Origin of the sequence: Lentzea sp. DG1S-22, assembly GCF_036321065.1 — a bacterium.
GTDB classification, from domain to species: domain Bacteria; phylum Actinomycetota; class Actinomycetes; order Mycobacteriales; family Pseudonocardiaceae; genus Lentzea; species Lentzea jiangxiensis.
Genome location: NZ_CP143276.1, coordinates 6,809,552 through 6,826,183, shown reverse-complemented (window position 1 = coordinate 6,826,183; position 16,632 = coordinate 6,809,552). Strand labels below are relative to the sequence as shown.

Sequence of the window (16,632 nt, the reverse complement as noted above, 5' to 3'; positions counted from 1 at the left end):
CGCCGGCGTTGGGACCTAGCGGTGAACATGTACTTGACGCGTCGCAGGCACATCGACCTGGCACGCAGGACGAGCACGGGTTGTCGGAGCTAACGCCTCCGCCACCCCCGCTCAGCTCATCCCTGCCCAGGAGATGTCCCCGTGTCGTTCGTCCAGACGTACCGCAAACCCAAGGTCTTCGGACTCACCGTCCTCGGCGCGCTCGTGCTCGGAGCGCTGGCCGGCTGGCTCGGCAAGGGCACGTGGCTCGCGCCGGTCCTCGCCAAGATCGGCTCCACGTTCACCGCGCTGCTGCAGCTGACGGTCATCCCGCTCGTCTTCACCGCGATCGTCGTCGGCATCGCGTCGCTGCGGAACCTCGGCGGCGGCCGCACCGCCGCCCGCCTCGGCGGCAAGACGTTCCTGTGGTTCGCCATCACGTCGTTCATCGCGGTGCTGATCGGCATCGCGGTCGCCTCGATCGTCAAGCCCGGCGCGGGCCTGCAGATCGAGCCCGCCGCCGGCGCCGTCGACAAGCTCGCCAAGCGCGCGTCCGGCTCGTGGCAGGCGCTGCTCGACAACCTGGTGCCCACCAACATCTTCAGCGCGTTCACCGAGGGCGACGTGCTGCAGGTCGTGTTCATCGCCGTGCTGGTCGGCTTCGCCGCCTACGCGCTGGGTGACAAGGCCGCGCCGTTCACCAACCTGGTGCGCTCGTTCTTCGAGATCGTCCAGAAGGTCGTCGGCTGGATCATCCTGCTGGCCCCGATCGGCATCTTCGGCCTCATCGGCAACGCCGTGGCGTCCTACGGCAACTCGTTCGTCAAGCCACTGTTCTCGCTGATCCTGACCGTGTACCTCGGCTCGGCGCTCGTGCTGTTCGTCGTCTACCCGGTGCTGCTGAAGTTCGTCGGCAAGACCTCGCCGGTCGAGTTCTTCCGCAGGGCCGGCACCGCGCTGCAGTTCGCGTTCGTGTCGCGCTCCTCGGGCGCCACGCTCCCGCTGTCCCGCAAGGCTGCCGCCGACCTCGGCGTCCCGGACGAGTACGCGAACTTCGCCGTGCCGCTGGCCACGACGACCAAGATGGACGGCTGCGCCGCGGTCTACCCGGCCGTCGCGACGATCTTCATCGCGAACCTGTTCGGCATCCAGCTCTCGGTGTGGCAGTACGTCGCCATCGTCGGTGTCGCCGTCTTCGGCGCGCTGGCCACGGCCGGCACGACCGGCTGGTACACGATGCTCACGCTGACCCTGAGCGTCGTCGGCCTGCCGCCGCAGGTGATCGCGACCGGTGTGGCCGTGGTCTACGCGATCGACCCGATCCTCGACATGATGCGCACCGCGACCAACGTGGCCGGCCAGATCACCGTGCCGGTGGTCGTCGCCCGCGGCGAGGGCCTGATCGAGGAGCCCGCCGCTCCGGCGGAGAAGGACCTCGTCAACGCCTGACGCCTGCTCCTGGGGTTCGAGGGGACGGAGAGCTGCCGCTCTCCGTCCCCTCTTCCGTTCTCGGCCGGGGTTCGGCGCGGCACGTCGCTAGGAGTCGGCGCACGGCCGCAGCTGCGACAGCTTCGGCACCGGCGTGGGCCAGCCGGGGAGCTGTTCGCGCGCGGGTGTCGGCGTCGTGCAGCCCACGTTCGGCCCGAGCGCCGAGAACACCTGCACGAACGAGTCCTTGCACAGGCCGTCGCAGGCGAGCTGGGCCGCGACGATGTCCGCGGTGCCGTCCTCGTTGACGTCGTGCAGCCCGAGGTACCCGGCACTGGACAGGTAGGCCGCTTGGGCGCGTGACCACGTGCCGTCCTTGCGGAGCAGCACCTCGCCGAGCACCTTGCCGCCGTGCTCGCCGCGCACGAGGCACACGCTGACCGCCGCCTCCGCGCACTGCAGCGACTTGTCGGTCACCACCGCGCCGGACTCGGCGATGGTCATCTCGAAGATGAACGGCCCCGAGTCGCCGGTCACCCTGATGCGGCCGCCGCCGGTGCCGGAGAGCAGCTCGACGAGGTCCCCGCCGACCGACCTGCCGATGACGACCTGGCAGACGGTGGTGCCGCAGCGCATTCCGGGGTCGGTGCCGTACTGACCTGAATCGGTGTTGTTCGGGCGTTGGAAATAGGCGAACACCATCCCCGCGACGACGATTGCGGCAGCGGCGACGGCGACCACCTGCACGGACCTGGTTCCACCCACGTCGCAGATTGTGCTCGATGCACCCACGACGGATGTGAAGTGAGCCGTCTCTCCCTCTCGGAGTTCACCGATTTCCGTAGACTGCGGCACCAGCCCGAGCCGTAATTACCGGTCCAGCAGGAGGTACGACGCCGTGTCGCTGCGCAAGGTCCTCATCGCCAACCGCGGTGAGATCGCCGTCCGGGTCATCCGCGCCTGCCGTGACGCCGGTCTGACGAGCGTCGCCGTCTACGCCGATCCCGACCGCGACGCGCCGTTCGTCCGGCTCGCCGACGAGGCGTTCGCGCTCGGCGGCAACACGCCCGGCGAGAGCTACCTGTCGTTCGAGAAGGTGCTGAACGCCGCCGCGCAGTCCGGTGCCGACTCGGTGCACCCCGGCTACGGCTTCCTGTCCGAGAACGCCGACTTCGCGCAGGCCGTGATCGACGCCGGTCTGGTGTGGATCGGCCCGACGCCGCAGGCGATCCGCGACCTCGGTGACAAGGTGACGGCGCGGCACATCGCGATGCGCGCGGGAGCGCCGCTGGTGCCCGGCACCAAGGACCCGGTCAACGGGCCGGACGAGATCATCGCCTTCGCGCGGGAGCACGGGCTGCCCGTCGCGATCAAGGCGGCGTTCGGCGGCGGCGGCCGCGGCCTGAAGGTCGCCCGCACCCTCGAGGAGATCCCGGAGCTGTTCGACTCCGCGGTCCGCGAGGCCGTCACGGCGTTCGGCCGCGGCGAGTGCTTCGTCGAGCGCTACCTGGACAAGCCGCGCCACGTCGAGGCGCAGGTCCTCGCCGACACCCACGGCAACGTGATCGTCGTCGGCACCCGCGACTGCTCGCTGCAGCGCCGCCACCAGAAGCTGGTCGAGGAGGCGCCCGCGCCGTTCCTCACCGACGAGCAGCGCGCCACGATCCACAGCTCCGCCAAGGCGATCTGCCTGGAGGCGGGCTACCACGGCGCCGGCACCGTGGAGTACCTCGTCGGCCTCGACGGGTCGATCTCGTTCCTGGAGGTCAACACCCGTCTCCAGGTCGAACACCCGGTGTCGGAGGAGACGACGGGTCTCGACCTCGTGCGCGAGCAGTTCCGCATCGCCGCGGGCGAGAGGCTGCGCTACACCGAGGACCCGACGCCGCGCGCGCACTCCATCGAGTTCCGGATCAACGGCGAGGACGCCGGTCGCGGCTTCCTGCCCGCGCCGGGCACGGTGACGACGTTCATCGCGCCGTCCGGTCCCGGTGTCCGCGTGGACGCCGGTGTCGAGAGCGGCTCGGTGATCGGCGGGCAGTTCGACTCGTTGCTGGCCAAGCTGATCGTCACGGGCGAGACCCGCGAGGAGGCCCTGGCGAGGTCGCGGCGGGCGCTCGACGAGATGGTCGTCGAGGGCATGGCGACGGTGCTGCCGTTCCACCGCGTGATCGTGCGGGACGCGGCGTTCACCGCCGAGAAGCCCGAGGGCTTCACCGTCCACACGCGCTGGATCGAGACCGAGTTCGACAACCGCATCGAGCCGTTCACCGGCGGCGGTGCCGGGTCCACCGACGAGACGCCGCGCCAGACCGTGGTCGTCGAGGTCGGCGGGCGCCGCCTGGAGGTGTCGCTGCCGGGCGACCTCGCCGCGGGTGCGCGGCCCGCCGCGGCCGGTGGTGCCGCGAAGAAGCCGAAGGCCAAGCGCGCCGGTGGTGGTGGCGCCGCCGCGTCCGGTGACGCGGTGGCCGCGCCGATGCAGGGCACGATCGTGAAGGTGGCGGTCGAGGACGGGCAGACCGTCGAGGCGGGCGACCTGATCGTGGTGCTGGAGGCCATGAAGATGGAGAACCCGGTGACGGCGCACAAGGCCGGCACCGTGACGGGGCTCGCGGCCGCGCCCGGCGACCCGATCACCCAGGGCACCGTGATCTGCGAGCTGAAGGACTGACCCGCCGGGTCGCTCACCTACGATTGGGTGCGTGAGCGACCCGTCCAGGGACATCCGCGTAGGTGACACCGAGCGCCAGCAGGCGTTGCAGGTGCTCGGCGAGCACATGAGCGCCGGCCGCATCGACGTCGAGGAGTACGGCGAACGGTCCGCGAGGATCACCACCGCGAAGACCCGCGGCGAGCTGATGGCGCTGTTCCACGACCTGCCCGACCCGCGGCCGCAGTTCGTCGCGCCGGTGCCGATGTTCGCCGAGCCGGCCAAGGCGCCCGCGCGCCGCTGGGAGGGCGCGGTCGTGCCCGTCGTGGGCGTGGCCGTCGCGATCGCGTTCTTCGTGCTCGTGAGGAACCCGCTGATCTTCCTGCTCATCCCCGCCTTCGCCATCCTGTGGGGCGCGTGGAACGGACGCCGGCGCTGAAACCGCTGCTGCTGCTGGACCTCGACGGCGTCCTGCGCTCCTGGCCGCCGACGCCACCGCACATCGCCGAAGTCGCCTTCGAACCCTCGCTGCTGCGCCGTGCCGTCACCGGGCAGATCACCGACGAGCAGTGGCGCGACGAGATCGCCCAGGAGGTCCCGCGGGCCGAGGTCGAGGCCTGGGCCGGCACCGGCGAGGTGATCACCGAGGCGCTGGCGCTGGTGCGGCTGGCCCGGCGGCGGTGCTTCGTCGCGTTGCTGTCCAACGCCACCACGCGGCTGGAAGACGACCTGGCCCTGCTGGGCCTCGACACCGAGTTCGACGCGGTCCTCAACTCGGCGCGGCTCGGTCTCGCGAAGCCCGACCCCGCGCTCTACCGGCGGGTGCTGGACGAGCTCGGGTACCCGACCGGCGTCTTCTGCGACGACACCGAGGAGAACGCGGTCGCCGCGACGGCGGCGGGGCTCGACGGCGTGCACGTGCCGGACACGGCGGCATTGCGGAAGGCGCTGGCGGTGCGCGGGCTCGTCCCCGCGACCGTGCTGCTGATCCTGCCGGACCGCGACGACGCCGAGGAGCTCGCGGCCGAGCTGCTGGAGGCCGGCTGGGCCCCGTGCGCGGTGCACCGCGACATGCTGGCGGGCGAGGACGACGCCGAGGACGTGGACTGGGTCGTCGAGCTGACGACCGCGCCGGACGGCCTGCCCGCGTCGGCGCACCGCGCGGAGCTCGACGAGTTGGCGGAACGGCACGACGGCTTCACCGGTGACCACTAGCCTCCACGCCTGTGGAGCCAGTTGAGATCAACGCGGGTGAGTACTACCTGCGCGCCTTCCGCCACGACGACCGCGTCGACGACGTCCCCGCGATCGTCGAGGCGTTCGCCGACGAGGAGACCAACCGCTACCTGGGGAACCTGGAGATCACCAGCCCGGGGGCCGCGGAGATCTACGTGCAGTTCCTGACGAGCAGCTGGAAGCACGACCACCGGTGGTCGTGGGCGGTGTGCGACGCGACGACGGCGGAGCTGCTGGCAGGGATCGTCGTCCGCGACATCGACCTCAAGACGGGCGTCGGCGAGGTGATGTGCTGGTCGCAGCCCCGCCACCGCGGCAAGGGCGTGCTGCCGACCGCGCTCAACTCGATCCTGGGCTGGGTGTTCGGCGGAGCGGGGCTGCACCGGATCGCCTACCGGCACGCCGCCTCGAACAAGGCGTCGCAGCGCGTGGCGGAGAAGTGCGGGTTCACCCTGGAGGGTCGACTTCGCGAGGAGACGATCGTCGATGAGCAGCGAGAAGACCAGTTGCTGTGGTCACGACTGGCCACCGACCCCTACCCGGAGCAGCTACGGTGACCGGCCATGCGGACCCCGGCGCTCCTGATCGTCGCGGTGGCGCTGGCCGGTTGCACGGCGGTGCCGCAGCAGAGCTCGTTGACCACTCCGCCGCCCCCTCCCCCGCCGACCACCACCTCCGCCACGCCGCTCGACCTCCCGCCGCGGCCGCGCTCGGTGCCGCTCGACGAGGTGGACCCCTGCGCTCTGCTCACCGCTGACCAACGCACGTCGCTGAGCCTCGACAACCCGCCCGGCGCGTACGTCGAACCGAGCTTCGGCAACGCGCGTGCGTGCACCATCAGGAGCACCACGAGTGGAAATGTGGCGAGGATCGCACTCGTCGTCGTCTCGGGCGCCGACGTGTGGCTGTCGGAGAACGCTCAGGTGGAATACACGCTCGGCACGATCGAGGGCTTCACGGCGATCACCGTCCGCACACCCGACGTGCACGACGTCTGCAATGTGGAAATAGACGTTGCCGATGGGCAGTTCGTCGACGTGATGTTCCGCGACGGCGGCAATTCGACTGCGGTACAACAAGATCATCTCTGCCTCGGGGCCCAGCGCGTGGCCGAGGCCGTGATGGCCAGTTTGCTCCAGAAGCGCTGACCCACACGGGCGGATGTCACTGATCGCACTCCACAGCGTTACCTTGGGTGGCTAGAGTGTCGAAGCGCTTGCAGGTACAACCGCCGGAGGTTCCACCATGCCGCCAGGGGGACGCAGCGGGGCAGACTCCTCGCCGCCCGTCCAGCACCAGCTGAACGTGGAACCGGAGGCGATCCCAGCGTTGCGCAACACGTTCTCGGCCGCCCTGATCAAGCTGGACAAGCAGATCGAGATGGCGATCACCGAGTTCCGCGTGCGCCCGTGGGCGGGTGACCCGGTCAGCGCCGAGGCCGCGGACAAGTTCAACGACCGCTCCATCAGCGACGGCGACTCGGCGTTGCAGGCGCTGCTGAACTACCAGCGGCAGCTCAAGACCGCGATGGACAACCTGAACCAGATCGAGCGCCAGTACCGGACGGTCGAGGGCGACAACACCGGCATGATGAACAAGAGCGGGTGCTGACGATGGCTGATCACCGCTGGCAGGGCTACAGCCACAAAGAGCTGTACGAACGCATCCACTCCGGTCCCGGTCCCTCCGCGTCGTTCGCCTCCATGGAGCGCTGGGCGGGCGTGTCGGCCGCGCTGACCGAGATCAACGAGGACCTGCACAAGGGCATCGCGCTGTCCGGCGCGAAGTGGAGCGGCAAGGCCGCCGAGATGGCGCAGTCGGGCCTCAACCCGGTCGCCGCCTGGGCGGACACCGCGCGCACCGGCTCGGACGTCATGCGCTACTCCGCCGAACTGCAGGCGGGCTACATCTCGAAGGCCCGCGCGGACATGCCGGCCCCGGTCGCCGTGACCGCGGAGCAGCCGGGCGCCCTCGTCACGGGTCTCACGCACCTCTTCGGCGGCCAGACCGACCACGAGAAGCAGGAGGCGGCCCAGGACGCGGCCGAGCGCCGCGCCCGTGAGGTCATGTCCACCTACGCGTCGTCCACGACCGCGAACACCTCGACCCTCGGCCAGTTCACCCAGCCCCCGCAGCTGCAGATCAGCGGCACCGGCACCGTGAGCGGCGGCGGCACCCAGATCGGCACGGCGGCCGTCTGGGGCTTCGGCCCGCACGGCACGGGCGGCAGCGCCACCCGCGGCCGCACCGGCTGGGGCTCGCGCGGCTCGGTCACCTCGTCGCCGCGCCCCACCACCACGACCACCACGCCGGGCTCCACGACCCGCACCTCGGGCACCGCGGTGACCCCGGCCGCGGCCGCGAAGGGCTCCACGTCGGTCTCGTCGTCGTCGACGACGGGCACGGGCCTCGTCGGCACCGGAACCGGCACCGGCACCGGCACCGCGGGCGTCGGCCTGCCGGGCCAGCGCACCTCCGGCCGTTCCGACTCGTCGAAGTCCGGTTCCGAGGTGAAGCAGATGGAGGAGGGCGCGACCGCGGCCTCCAGCGCCGCCGTCGGCACGGTCATGCAGCAGGGCCACGCGGCCGGCGTCGCCAACGTCTCGGGCTCGGCCATGGGCCCGATGGGCACGGTCGGCGCGTCCAACAACAACGACCAGGTCCACCGCCGCGCCGTGCCGATGCCGCAGGCGTTCGACCCGTTCGGCGGCATGGGCCCGCGCAAGGGTGAGGAAGAGGAGGACCTCGAGCACAAGGCCGCCGACTACCTCCGCGAGCGCGACGACATCTACGGCGTGGGCAGCTACACGCTGCCCGTGATCGGGGAGAGCACGACGGACTGATGACTCTGTTCGGCTTGGACGTCGGAATGAGCGACACGCGCGATCCGGTGATCATCTCGGCGCTGGAGTTCGACGTCCTCTGGGAGCACCTGGGCCTGGAAACGATGCCGCTGGTCCTCAAGGTCCCCTCACCGGGCAAGACCACAGAGGAACGCCGCGCCATCGAGGACCAGGTCTGGCTCCAGCTGGGAGCGCGAGGCCTGGGCGGCCCGCGCTCCCTGGACCCGACCCTCGAAGACCTGCTGCACGTCCTGAACCGCCCGCAGCAGGAGATCGACGGCCGCATGTGGCTCCAGGAACGCAGCGTCCGCGTCCTGGCGGCGGGCAAGGGCCAGGCAGGCGTGCTGGCCGTCCTCGACGGCGGCCAGCTGGTCCTGCGCCCGGCGGAAGCCGACGGCCTGCCACGAGAAGCCCTGACCACCCTCCCCACCGCCCCGGCGGGCGAAGGCCACTCCATCACCCTGCCCTCGGCGGAACTGGACGCGGCCGCCTCCTCCGCCACCACCCCGGAAGACCTGGAACAGGCCCTCCAGGGCCGAATCCGGGCGGACGACGCCCACACCCTGGCCGAAATGGTCCGAGACGCCTCGAACCGGGGCCAGTTCGGCGCCGCGGCCCGCGACAAGTGGGGCAAACGAGTGCGCCCGGACCGCGTGGTCGCCTTCTACGACACCCCGAAGGGCCGCTACCTGCAGATGCGTCGTGCCTCCGAAGGCCAGGAGCCGTGGTCGACCATCACGCCGGTGGACTACCGCCGCCTGCACCACCACCTGGTGGAGCTGCTGGCGGAGGCGACCGGGGCCTGAGGCTCGGTCGCTGCGGGCGGTCCCCGGCAGGCACGGGCTCGGGGACACGACGGCATCCGCTTGGACGCGACGGCGGCCGAGGCGGTCCGCGCAGCAGGCGAACGCGGTAGGCGAACGCGGTAGGCGAACCCGAGCGAAGTGAGGTCGGAGCGCAGGCTGACGCAGGGGTCCCCTCTGATTTCGGGTCCCCGCTACCGAATGTACTCAGCGGGTCTGACAATTCCGGCGCGAAGCAATGCGAAGCCGCAGGCGAGCCGTGAAGAGAATTCCCCCAGGGCGAAGCCGAAGGCGAGCCACCATGCCACCAAGCGCAATGGCGAAGCCGAGCCGTCCGAACTACAAGGCTCTGAACAGCGGTAATGACGCAACCACGACGGCGATTGGGGCTTGACTTCGGGTGCGAGATGCTACCGTTGCCCGGATCGGCCGAGCCTTTCAGCTCGCTTTTCAGGCCGACCCAGCATCTCGCAAGGGCCCCGAAGTCAAGCCCCGATCGCAATCGTCGCGAAGCGGCGATGACTCAGCCACGCGCGATATGGGCTTGAGCAACCCCGCTGGAACAGGCACCAGCCAACCCAGGCCGACCCACACCAACCCAAGCCGACCCGCACCAGCCGAGCGTCACCCCCGACCGTCACCGGTCAGGGCCCGATCCCCTGACAAGGCCGGGTCCGCAGGTCGTTCACGTAGTCGTCCGGCGCCCCGGCGGCCTCAGCCGCATCCGCCACGACCCCGATGTACCGAGCCGACGGCAGCCCGCCCTCGTACGCGTCCAGCACGTAGAGCCAGGCCACCACGGACCCCTCGAGGGTCTGCACCCGCAACCGGATCTTCTTGTACAGGCCGAGCGCGCCCTCCCACCGGTCCAGCCGCGACTCGTCGCGCGGGGACACGTCGTAGAGCACGCAGAACGTCTGGTGGTCCGGCTCCTCGACGATCGTCGCGAGGGCACCCTCCCAGCCGAGGTCCTCGCCGCCGAAGGTCAGGCGCCAACCGACGAGCCAGCCGGTCCCCGCGAGCGGGGAGTACGGGGCTCGCTCCATCATCTGGTTCGGATCCATGTTCGACCCGTACGCGGCATAGAGCGGCACGTCCGACAGCGTAGCGACCCATCGATCACCTTTCGGTACTGACGACACGCTGGTTTCGGCCAACGCGTACGGTTGTGCCGGCCAGCAAGCACGCAGAAGGGAACTGATCGTGACCCGCATCGTCATCATGGGCGGCGGACCCGCAGGTTACGAGGCAGCCCTGGTCGCGGCCCAGCACGGCGCCGACGTGACCGTGGTCGAGAACGACGGGGCGGGGGGCGCGTGCGTGTTGTACGACTGCGTGCCGTCCAAGACCTTCATCGCTTCCGCGGGGGCTCGCAGCGCCTTCCGCAATGCCGGTGAGCTGGGGATTCAGACCCACAACGAGCAGGCCGCGGTGGATCTTCCGGTCGTACACGGACGGGTGAAGGGCTTGGCCCTGGCGCAGTCCGCGGACGTCCGGGCGCGTCTTCAGCGCGAAGGTGTGCGGCTGATCAACGGGCGCGCGAAGTTCGTCGACGACTCGCGCGGGCTCGCTCAGCACCGGGTCGTCGCGACGGGCGCGGACGGGTCGGAGGAGGTCCTCGACGCCGATGTGGTGCTCATCGCAACGGGCGCGACGCCGCGCGTGTTGCAGGGCGCGGAACCCGACGGCAAGCGGATCCTCACCTGGCGGCAGATCTACGACCTCCCCGAGCTGCCCGAGCACCTCGCGGTGATCGGGTCGGGCGTCACGGGTGTCGAGTTCGCCAGCGCCTACACCGAGATGGGCGTGAAGGTGACGATGGTCTCCAGCCGCGACCGGGTGCTGCCCCACGAGGACGCCGACGCGGCCGTGGTGCTCGAGGACGTGTTCGCCGAGCGCGGCACCGCCGTCGTCAAGCACGCCCGTGCCGACCGGGTCGAGAACACCGGCGACGGCGTTCTGATCCACCTGGAAGACGGTCGCACGATCGAGGCATCGCACGCCCTGATGACGGTCGGCTCGGTGCCCAACACGAACGACATCGGCCTCGACAAGATCGGCATCGAGCTCGGGCGCGGCGGGTACATCCCGGTCGACCGGGTCAGTCGGACGAACGTCAGCGGCGTCTACGCCGCGGGCGACTGCACCGGTGTGCTGCTGCTCGCGTCGGTGGCCGCCATGCAGGGCCGCATCGCGATGTGGCACGCGCTGGGCGAGGGCGTCAGCCCGATCAAGCTCAAGACCGTCGCCGCGAACGTCTTCACCAACCCCGAGATCGCGAGCGTCGGCATCAGCCAGCAGGCGATCGACTCGGGCGAGGTGCCCGCGCGCACGATCATGCTGCCGCTCGCGACGAACCCCCGCGCGAAGATGGAGGGCCTGCGCCGCGGCTTCGTGAAGCTGTTCTGCCGCCCGGCGACGGGGGTGGTCATCGGCGGTGTCGTCGTGGCCCCGAACGCGAGCGAGCTGATCCTGCCGATCGCGCTCGCCGTGCAGAACCAGCTGACCGTCGAGCACCTCGCGACGACCTTCTCGGTCTACCCGTCGCTGTCGGGCTCGATCACCGAGTCAGGCCGCCAGCTCATGCGGCACGACGACCTCGACTGAGCCACACCAGCACGACGAGCAGTGCCCCGGACACGACGTGTCCGGGGCACTGCCGCTTCTCCAGCCAAGTCCGAAGTGGACGGAAACCGCCGTCGAACGCCATACCGGCGGCGTCGTGACGATCACATTTCGGATCTTCCCCGTCCTGACGGGCAACGAGCCCACCGGATGTGCGTCAATGAGTTCGTGGGGACTCGTGTCTTGATCGCGGTGCTGAGCATGGCGCTCGCCACGGCCTGCTCGCAGGCGCCGGCACCGAAGCCGTCGGCGGCGCCGGCGAGCGACAGCGCTCCGGCGCCGGTGGTGTCGCCGCTCGGCGACTCCGACCCGATGGAGCTGCGGATCGAACGGATCGGCGTGCGGTCCTCGCTGATCGCACTGGGGCTCGACCCGCAGGGCCTCGTCCAGATGCCGCCGGTCAACGAGGGCATGCAGGCCGGCTGGCACCAGACGCGACCCCAGCAGTGGATCATCGTCGGCCGGATCGAGAGCAACAAGGCCATAGGGGTCTTCTACCGGCTCAACGACCTGCTCCAGGGCGACCTGGTCGAAGTGTCCAAGAAGGACGGTTCGGTCGCCCGCTTCACCGTGGCGCGCACGGAGAGGATCATCCGCGACGACTTCTTCGCGGAGGCCGTCGCCAGGGACCGGGACGAGCAGGGGCTGCGGCTGATCACGTGCGGCACCCGCGACAACGTGATCGTGCACGCCGTCCCGGCCCAGTGACGCGGGTGCGCCCCGAAGCCGCCTGAACGGCCCGAGGCGCACTCGGCGAGAACTCAGTCCTCGACCCAGTCGAAGGTCTTCGTCACCGCCTTCTTCCAGTTCTTGTACTCGGAGTCGCGGCGCGCGGAGTCCATCTGCGGTTCCCACTGCTTGTCCTGCGCCCAGTTCTCGCGGATGTCGTCCTCGGTCTTCCAGAACCCGACCGCGAGACCGGCGGCGTAGGCGGCGCCCAGCGCGGTGGTCTCGTTCACCACCGGCCTGATCACCGGCACGCCGAGGATGTCGGCCTGGAACTGCATCAGCAGCTCGTTCACGACCATGCCGCCGTCGACCTTCAGCGCGGTCAGGTCGACGCCCGAGTCGGCGTTCATCGCGTCGAGCACCTCGCGGGTCTGGAAGGCGGTCGCCTCCAGCACGGCCCGCGCGAGGTGGCCCTTGTTGACGAACCGGGTCAGGCCGACGATCGCGCCACGGGCGTCGGAACGCCAGTACGGCGCGAAGAGGCCGGAGAACGCCGGCACGAAGTACGCGCCGCCGTTGTCCTCCACCGTCTTCGCGTGCTCCTCGATCTCGGCCGCGGTGCTGATCATGCCGAGGTTGTCGCGCAGCCACTGCACCAGCGAGCCGGTGACCGCGATCGAGCCCTCCAGGGCGTAGACCGGGGCGGCCTCACCGATCTTGTAGCAGATGGTGGTGAGCAGCCCGTTCTCGCTCATCACCTTCTCGGTGCCGGTGTTGAGCAGCATGAAGTTGCCGGTGCCGTAGGTGTTCTTGGCCTCGCCGGGCGACAGGCAGGCCTGGCCGAACGTGGCCGCCTGCTGGTCGCCGAGGATGCCCGCGATCGGCACCCCGGCCAGCGCGCCGCGTTCGCGCACCTGGCCGTAGACCTCCGAAGAGGACCGGATCTCCGGCAGCATCGACATCGGGATGCCCATGTCGGCGGCGATCGAGGAGTCCCACTGCAGCGTGTCGAGGTCCATCAGCATGGTGCGCGACGCGTTCGTCGGGTCGGTGACGTGCACGCCGCCGTTCACCCCGCCGGTCATGTTCCACAGCACCCAGGTGTCCATGTTGCCGAACACCAGGTCACCGGCCTCCGCCCTCTCCCGCGCGCCCTCGACGTTGTCGAGGATCCAGCGGACCTTGGGGCCGGAGAAGTACGTCGCGAGCGGCAACCCGACCTTCTGCCGGTAGCGCTCCTGCCCGCCGCCGAGGTTGCCGAGCTGGGTGACGATCTTGTCGGTCCTGGTGTCCTGCCAGACGATGGCGTTGTAGACGGGCTCGCCGGTGTTGCGGTCCCAGACCACCGCGGTCTCGCGCTGGTTGGTGATGCCGACGGCGGCGATGTCCGAAGTGGTCAGGTCGGCCTTGGCGAGCGCGCCCGCGGCGACCTGGCGGGTGTTCTGCCAGACCTCCTTCGGGTCGTGCTCGACCCAGCCCGCCTTCGGGAAGATCTGCTCGTGCTCCTTCTGGTCGACCGACACCACCCGACCCGAGTGGTCGAAGATCATGCACCGGGTCGACGTGGTGCCCTGGTCGATCGCGGCCACGTACTGCGTCATGCGAGAAGTCCTTTCAGACCGGGAGAACCAGGAAGAGCAACGCGGCGAGCGCGCCACCCACGAGGGGTCCTACGACGGGGACCCACGAGTAGCTCCAGTTGGCGTTGCCCTTGTTGCGGATCGGCATCATGAACGCGTAGGCGATGCGCGGACCGAGGTCGCGCGCCGGGTTGATCGCGTAGCCGGTGGGGCCACCGAGCGACGTGCCGATCACCAGGACGACGAACGCGACACCCGCGTAGCCGAGCGCCGAGTTGCCGAACTGCGGGACCCCGTCGACCGACTCCTTCGCGCCGGGGGACAACAGGATCCAGAGGACGAGCACGAACGTGCCGATGATCTCGGAGACGAGGTTCCACGGCGCGCTCGGCACGGTCGGGCCGGTGGAGAAGATGCCGAGCGTGTTCTGCGGCTCGTCGTGCGTGTCGAACTGCAGCTTGTAGGTGGCCCAGCAGAGCATGGCGCCGAGAACGGCACCGACCATCTGCCCGAGGACGTAGACGGGAACGTCGCCCCACGGAGTCTTGTCCGCGATCGCGAGTCCGAGGGTGACGGCGGGGTTGAGGTGCGCCCCGCTGGGGTTGGCGATGCTCGCGCCGGCGAAGACCGCGAAGGCCCAGCCGACGTTGACGAACAGGAAGCCCGTGCTGTTGCCGAGCGTGTTCTTGAGCACCTGGTTCGCGACGACACCGGTGCCGAGGAGGATGAGGACCGCGGTCCCCAGCGTCTCCCAGACGAAGATCGAGCCTGCGCTCATCGTCGGCCTCCACTCGTTTGCGGCCAGGACAGGACGCGCAAACCCGAGGTCAGGGCCGCGCCGCCCGCCTGCAACGTGCTCGGACGCTATTACCGAGCTGATCAGTTGTCCATGCCGGGTGCCGGGGAAAGGGCCATTTTCAGGCCGTTGGGCACCGGGCCGCGCGCCCAGCGGCGGAGCGGCGTTGCTGCAGGTAACGTGATCCGCGAGTCGTCACAGGGAGGCGCCTGTCGTGACCACGCCGAAGAACGCAGCTGCAGCACCGCACACCCATGCCGAACCCCCGATCACCGGCAGGCTCGGCCCTTCCGAACGCGAGGAGTCCTGGCAGCGGCTGGGAGCCGAGACGTTCGACGTCGTCGTGGTCGGCGGCGGTGTCGTCGGCGTCGGCGCGGCACTCGACGCCGCCACGCGCGGCCTGCGGGTCGCCCTCGTCGAGGCCCGCGACCTGGCGTCCGGGACGTCGAGCCGGTCCTCCAAGCTCTTCCACGGCGGCCTGCGCTACCTGGAACAGCTGGAGTTCGGGCTGGTCCGCGAGGCCCTGCGCGAGCGCGAGCTGATGCTGACGCGCATCGCCCCGCACCTGGTGAAGCCCGTCGCGTTCCTCTACCCGCTGGCGAACCGCGTCTGGGAGCGCCCGTACACGGCGGCCGGCCTGTTCCTCTACGACACGATGGGCGGCGCCCGGTCCGTGCCGGGGCAGAAGCACCTCACCCGCGCCGGCGCGCTGCGGCTGGTCCCCGCGCTCAAGCGCGACGCGCTGATCGGCGGCATCCGCTACTACGACGCCCAAGCAGACGACGCCCGGCACACGATGATGGTCGGCCGCACCGCCGCCCACTACGGCGCCGTGGTGCGGACGTCGACCCAGGTGGTCGGTTTCCTGCGCGAGGCGGACCGCGTGTCCGGCGTGCGGGTGCGCGACGTCGAGGACGGCCGCGAGGTCGACGTGCGGGCGCACGCGGTGATCAACGCGACCGGCGTCTGGACCGACGAGCTGCAACGGCTCTCCGGCTCGCGCGGCCGGTTCCGCGTGCGGGCGTCGAAGGGCGTGCACATCGTCGTCCCGCGGGACCGGATCGTCGCCGAGGCCGGGATGATCCTGCGCACCGAGAAGTCCGTGCTGTTCGTGATCCCGTGGCGCAACCACTGGATCGTCGGCACCACCGACACCGACTGGAACCTCGACCTGGCGCACCCGGCGGCCACCAAGCACGACATCGACTACATCCTCGACCACGTCAACTCGGTGCTCGCGACCCCGCTGACGCACGCCGACATCGAGGGTGTCTACGCGGGCCTGCGGCCGTTGCTGGCGGGCGAGTCGGACTCGACGTCGAAGCTCTCGCGCGAACACGCCGTGGCACGGGTGGCGCCCGGCCTGGTGGCGATCGCGGGCGGCAAGTACACGACGTACCGGGTGATGGGCGCGGACGCCGTCGACGCGGCGCACGTCGACCTTCCGGGCCGCATCCAGCCGTCGATCACGGACAAGGTGCCGCTGGTCGGCGCCGACGGCTACCACGCCCTGGTCAACCAGGCCGACCAGCTCGCGGCCAAGCACGGCCTGCACCCGTACCGCGTGCGGCACCTGCTGGACCGCTACGGCTCGCTGGTGCACGAGGTGCTGTCGCTGGCCGCCGACAACCCGGAGCTGCTGAAGCCGATCCCGGCCTCCCCCGACTACCTCCAGGTCGAGGCGGTGTACGCGGCCTCGCACGAGGGCGCGATGCACCTCGAGGACGTGCTGACGCGCCGCACCCGCATCTCCATCGAGTACGCGCACCGCGGCGTCGACTCGTCCGAGGCGGTGGCACGGCTGATCGCCCCCGTCCTCGGCTGGGACGAGGACGCGATCAAGCGCGAGGTCGAGGTCTACAACGCCCGCGTCGAGTCCGAGCGCGCGTCCCAGACGAAGGCGGACGACCAGGCGGCCGACGCCGTCCGGGTGGCGGCGCCCGAGGCCCGTCCGCAACTGGAAGAACCGGTCAGCTGAGCCTGTGAAACGACTCCGGCGGGGCACCACAGGTGCCCCGCCGGA

General features: G+C 70.3%; 16 protein-coding genes. 12 read left to right on the top strand and 4 right to left on the bottom strand.

The genetic code is table 11. From position 1 onward, the window contains the following. Positions 1-141 precede the first annotated feature (141 nt). Positions 142-1,428: a dicarboxylate/amino acid:cation symporter gene (locus V1227_RS32365; RefSeq protein WP_236215833.1), complete on the top strand. Its 1,287-nt coding sequence runs from the start codon at positions 142-144 to the stop codon at positions 1,426-1,428. Between the two features lie 87 nt (positions 1,429-1,515). Here the strand turns inward: V1227_RS32365 and V1227_RS32360 are convergent, their stop codons facing one another. After that, the gene (locus tag V1227_RS32360) at positions 1,516-2,172 is read right to left on the bottom strand and encodes a hypothetical protein (RefSeq protein ID WP_329789038.1); all 657 of its coding nucleotides are present in this window, start codon (positions 2,170-2,172) and stop codon (positions 1,516-1,518) included. Positions 2,173-2,305: 133 nt separating this feature from the next. Here V1227_RS32360 and V1227_RS32355 point away from each other — a divergent pair, with 133 nt between their 5' ends. The 8 genes from V1227_RS32355 (at position 2,306) to V1227_RS32320 (ending at position 8,942) form a co-directional block, all read left to right on the top strand. After that, positions 2,306-4,078 carry an acetyl/propionyl/methylcrotonyl-CoA carboxylase subunit alpha gene (locus V1227_RS32355; protein WP_329789037.1) on the top strand — a complete coding sequence of 591 codons (1,773 nt, stop codon included), beginning with the start codon at positions 2,306-2,308 and terminating at the stop codon, positions 4,076-4,078. 31 nt (positions 4,079-4,109) lie between these two features. Beyond that, positions 4,110-4,496 (top strand): DUF1707 SHOCT-like domain-containing protein, encoded by a 387-nt coding sequence (locus V1227_RS32350; RefSeq protein ID WP_090094886.1) that lies wholly within the window; start codon positions 4,110-4,112, stop codon positions 4,494-4,496. After that, positions 4,475-5,272: an HAD-IA family hydrolase gene (locus V1227_RS32345; protein ID WP_329789036.1), complete on the top strand. Its 798-nt coding sequence runs from the start codon at positions 4,475-4,477 to the stop codon at positions 5,270-5,272. Before V1227_RS32350 ends, V1227_RS32345 begins: the two co-directional genes overlap by 22 nt. Positions 5,273-5,283: 11 nt before the next feature. Further along, positions 5,284-5,850, top strand: a complete 567-nt coding sequence (locus V1227_RS32340; protein WP_329789035.1) for a GNAT family N-acetyltransferase — start codon at positions 5,284-5,286, stop codon at positions 5,848-5,850. Between the two features lie 6 nt (positions 5,851-5,856). Continuing rightward, entirely contained in the window at positions 5,857-6,441 is a 585-nt protein-coding gene (locus tag V1227_RS32335; RefSeq protein WP_329789034.1) for a DUF3558 domain-containing protein, read from the top strand. Positions 6,442-6,538: 97 nt separating this feature from the next. Next, the gene (locus V1227_RS32330; protein WP_236215839.1) at positions 6,539-6,904 is read left to right on the top strand and encodes a transcriptional regulator; all 366 of its coding nucleotides are present in this window, start codon (positions 6,539-6,541) and stop codon (positions 6,902-6,904) included. Between the two features lie 2 nt (positions 6,905-6,906). Next, positions 6,907-8,136 carry a PPE domain-containing protein gene (locus V1227_RS32325; protein WP_329789033.1) on the top strand — a complete coding sequence of 410 codons (1,230 nt, stop codon included), beginning with the start codon at positions 6,907-6,909 and terminating at the stop codon, positions 8,134-8,136. Between the two features lie 26 nt (positions 8,137-8,162). Beyond that, complete coding sequence (locus V1227_RS32320) at positions 8,163-8,942, top strand: ESX secretion-associated protein EspG (protein ID WP_329789032.1); 780 nt, start codon at positions 8,163-8,165, stop codon at positions 8,940-8,942. A gap of 641 nt (positions 8,943-9,583) precedes the next feature. Here V1227_RS32320 and V1227_RS32315 read toward each other — a convergent pair. Continuing rightward, positions 9,584-10,033 carry a gamma-glutamylcyclotransferase family protein gene (locus tag V1227_RS32315; protein WP_090048059.1) on the bottom strand — a complete coding sequence of 150 codons (450 nt, stop codon included), beginning with the start codon at positions 10,031-10,033 and terminating at the stop codon, positions 9,584-9,586. 109 nt (positions 10,034-10,142) lie between these two features. Here V1227_RS32315 and V1227_RS32310 point away from each other — a divergent pair, with 109 nt between their 5' ends. Next, positions 10,143-11,546: an NAD(P)H-quinone dehydrogenase gene (locus V1227_RS32310; protein WP_329789031.1), complete on the top strand. Its 1,404-nt coding sequence runs from the start codon at positions 10,143-10,145 to the stop codon at positions 11,544-11,546. A 186-nt stretch (positions 11,547-11,732) separates the two neighbouring features. Next, a complete protein-coding gene (locus V1227_RS32305) occupies positions 11,733-12,272 on the top strand; it encodes a sortase domain-containing protein (protein WP_329789030.1) in 540 nt (179 codons plus the stop codon). A gap of 53 nt (positions 12,273-12,325) precedes the next feature. On the opposite strand, the gene glpK is transcribed toward V1227_RS32305, so the two are convergent. Together glpK and V1227_RS32295 are read right to left on the bottom strand one after the other, a co-directional pair. Continuing rightward, the gene (glpK, locus tag V1227_RS32300; RefSeq protein ID WP_329789029.1) at positions 12,326-13,834 is read right to left on the bottom strand and encodes a glycerol kinase GlpK; all 1,509 of its coding nucleotides are present in this window, start codon (positions 13,832-13,834) and stop codon (positions 12,326-12,328) included. Between the two features lie 13 nt (positions 13,835-13,847). Continuing rightward, entirely contained in the window at positions 13,848-14,591 is a 744-nt protein-coding gene (locus tag V1227_RS32295) for an MIP/aquaporin family protein (protein ID WP_329789028.1), read from the bottom strand. Between the two features lie 286 nt (positions 14,592-14,877). Between V1227_RS32295 and V1227_RS32290 the strand changes: the two genes are divergently transcribed. After that, positions 14,878-16,587 carry a glycerol-3-phosphate dehydrogenase/oxidase gene (locus tag V1227_RS32290; RefSeq protein ID WP_329794162.1) on the top strand — a complete coding sequence of 570 codons (1,710 nt, stop codon included), beginning with the start codon at positions 14,878-14,880 and terminating at the stop codon, positions 16,585-16,587. The last annotated feature ends 45 nt before the right edge of the window (positions 16,588-16,632 follow it).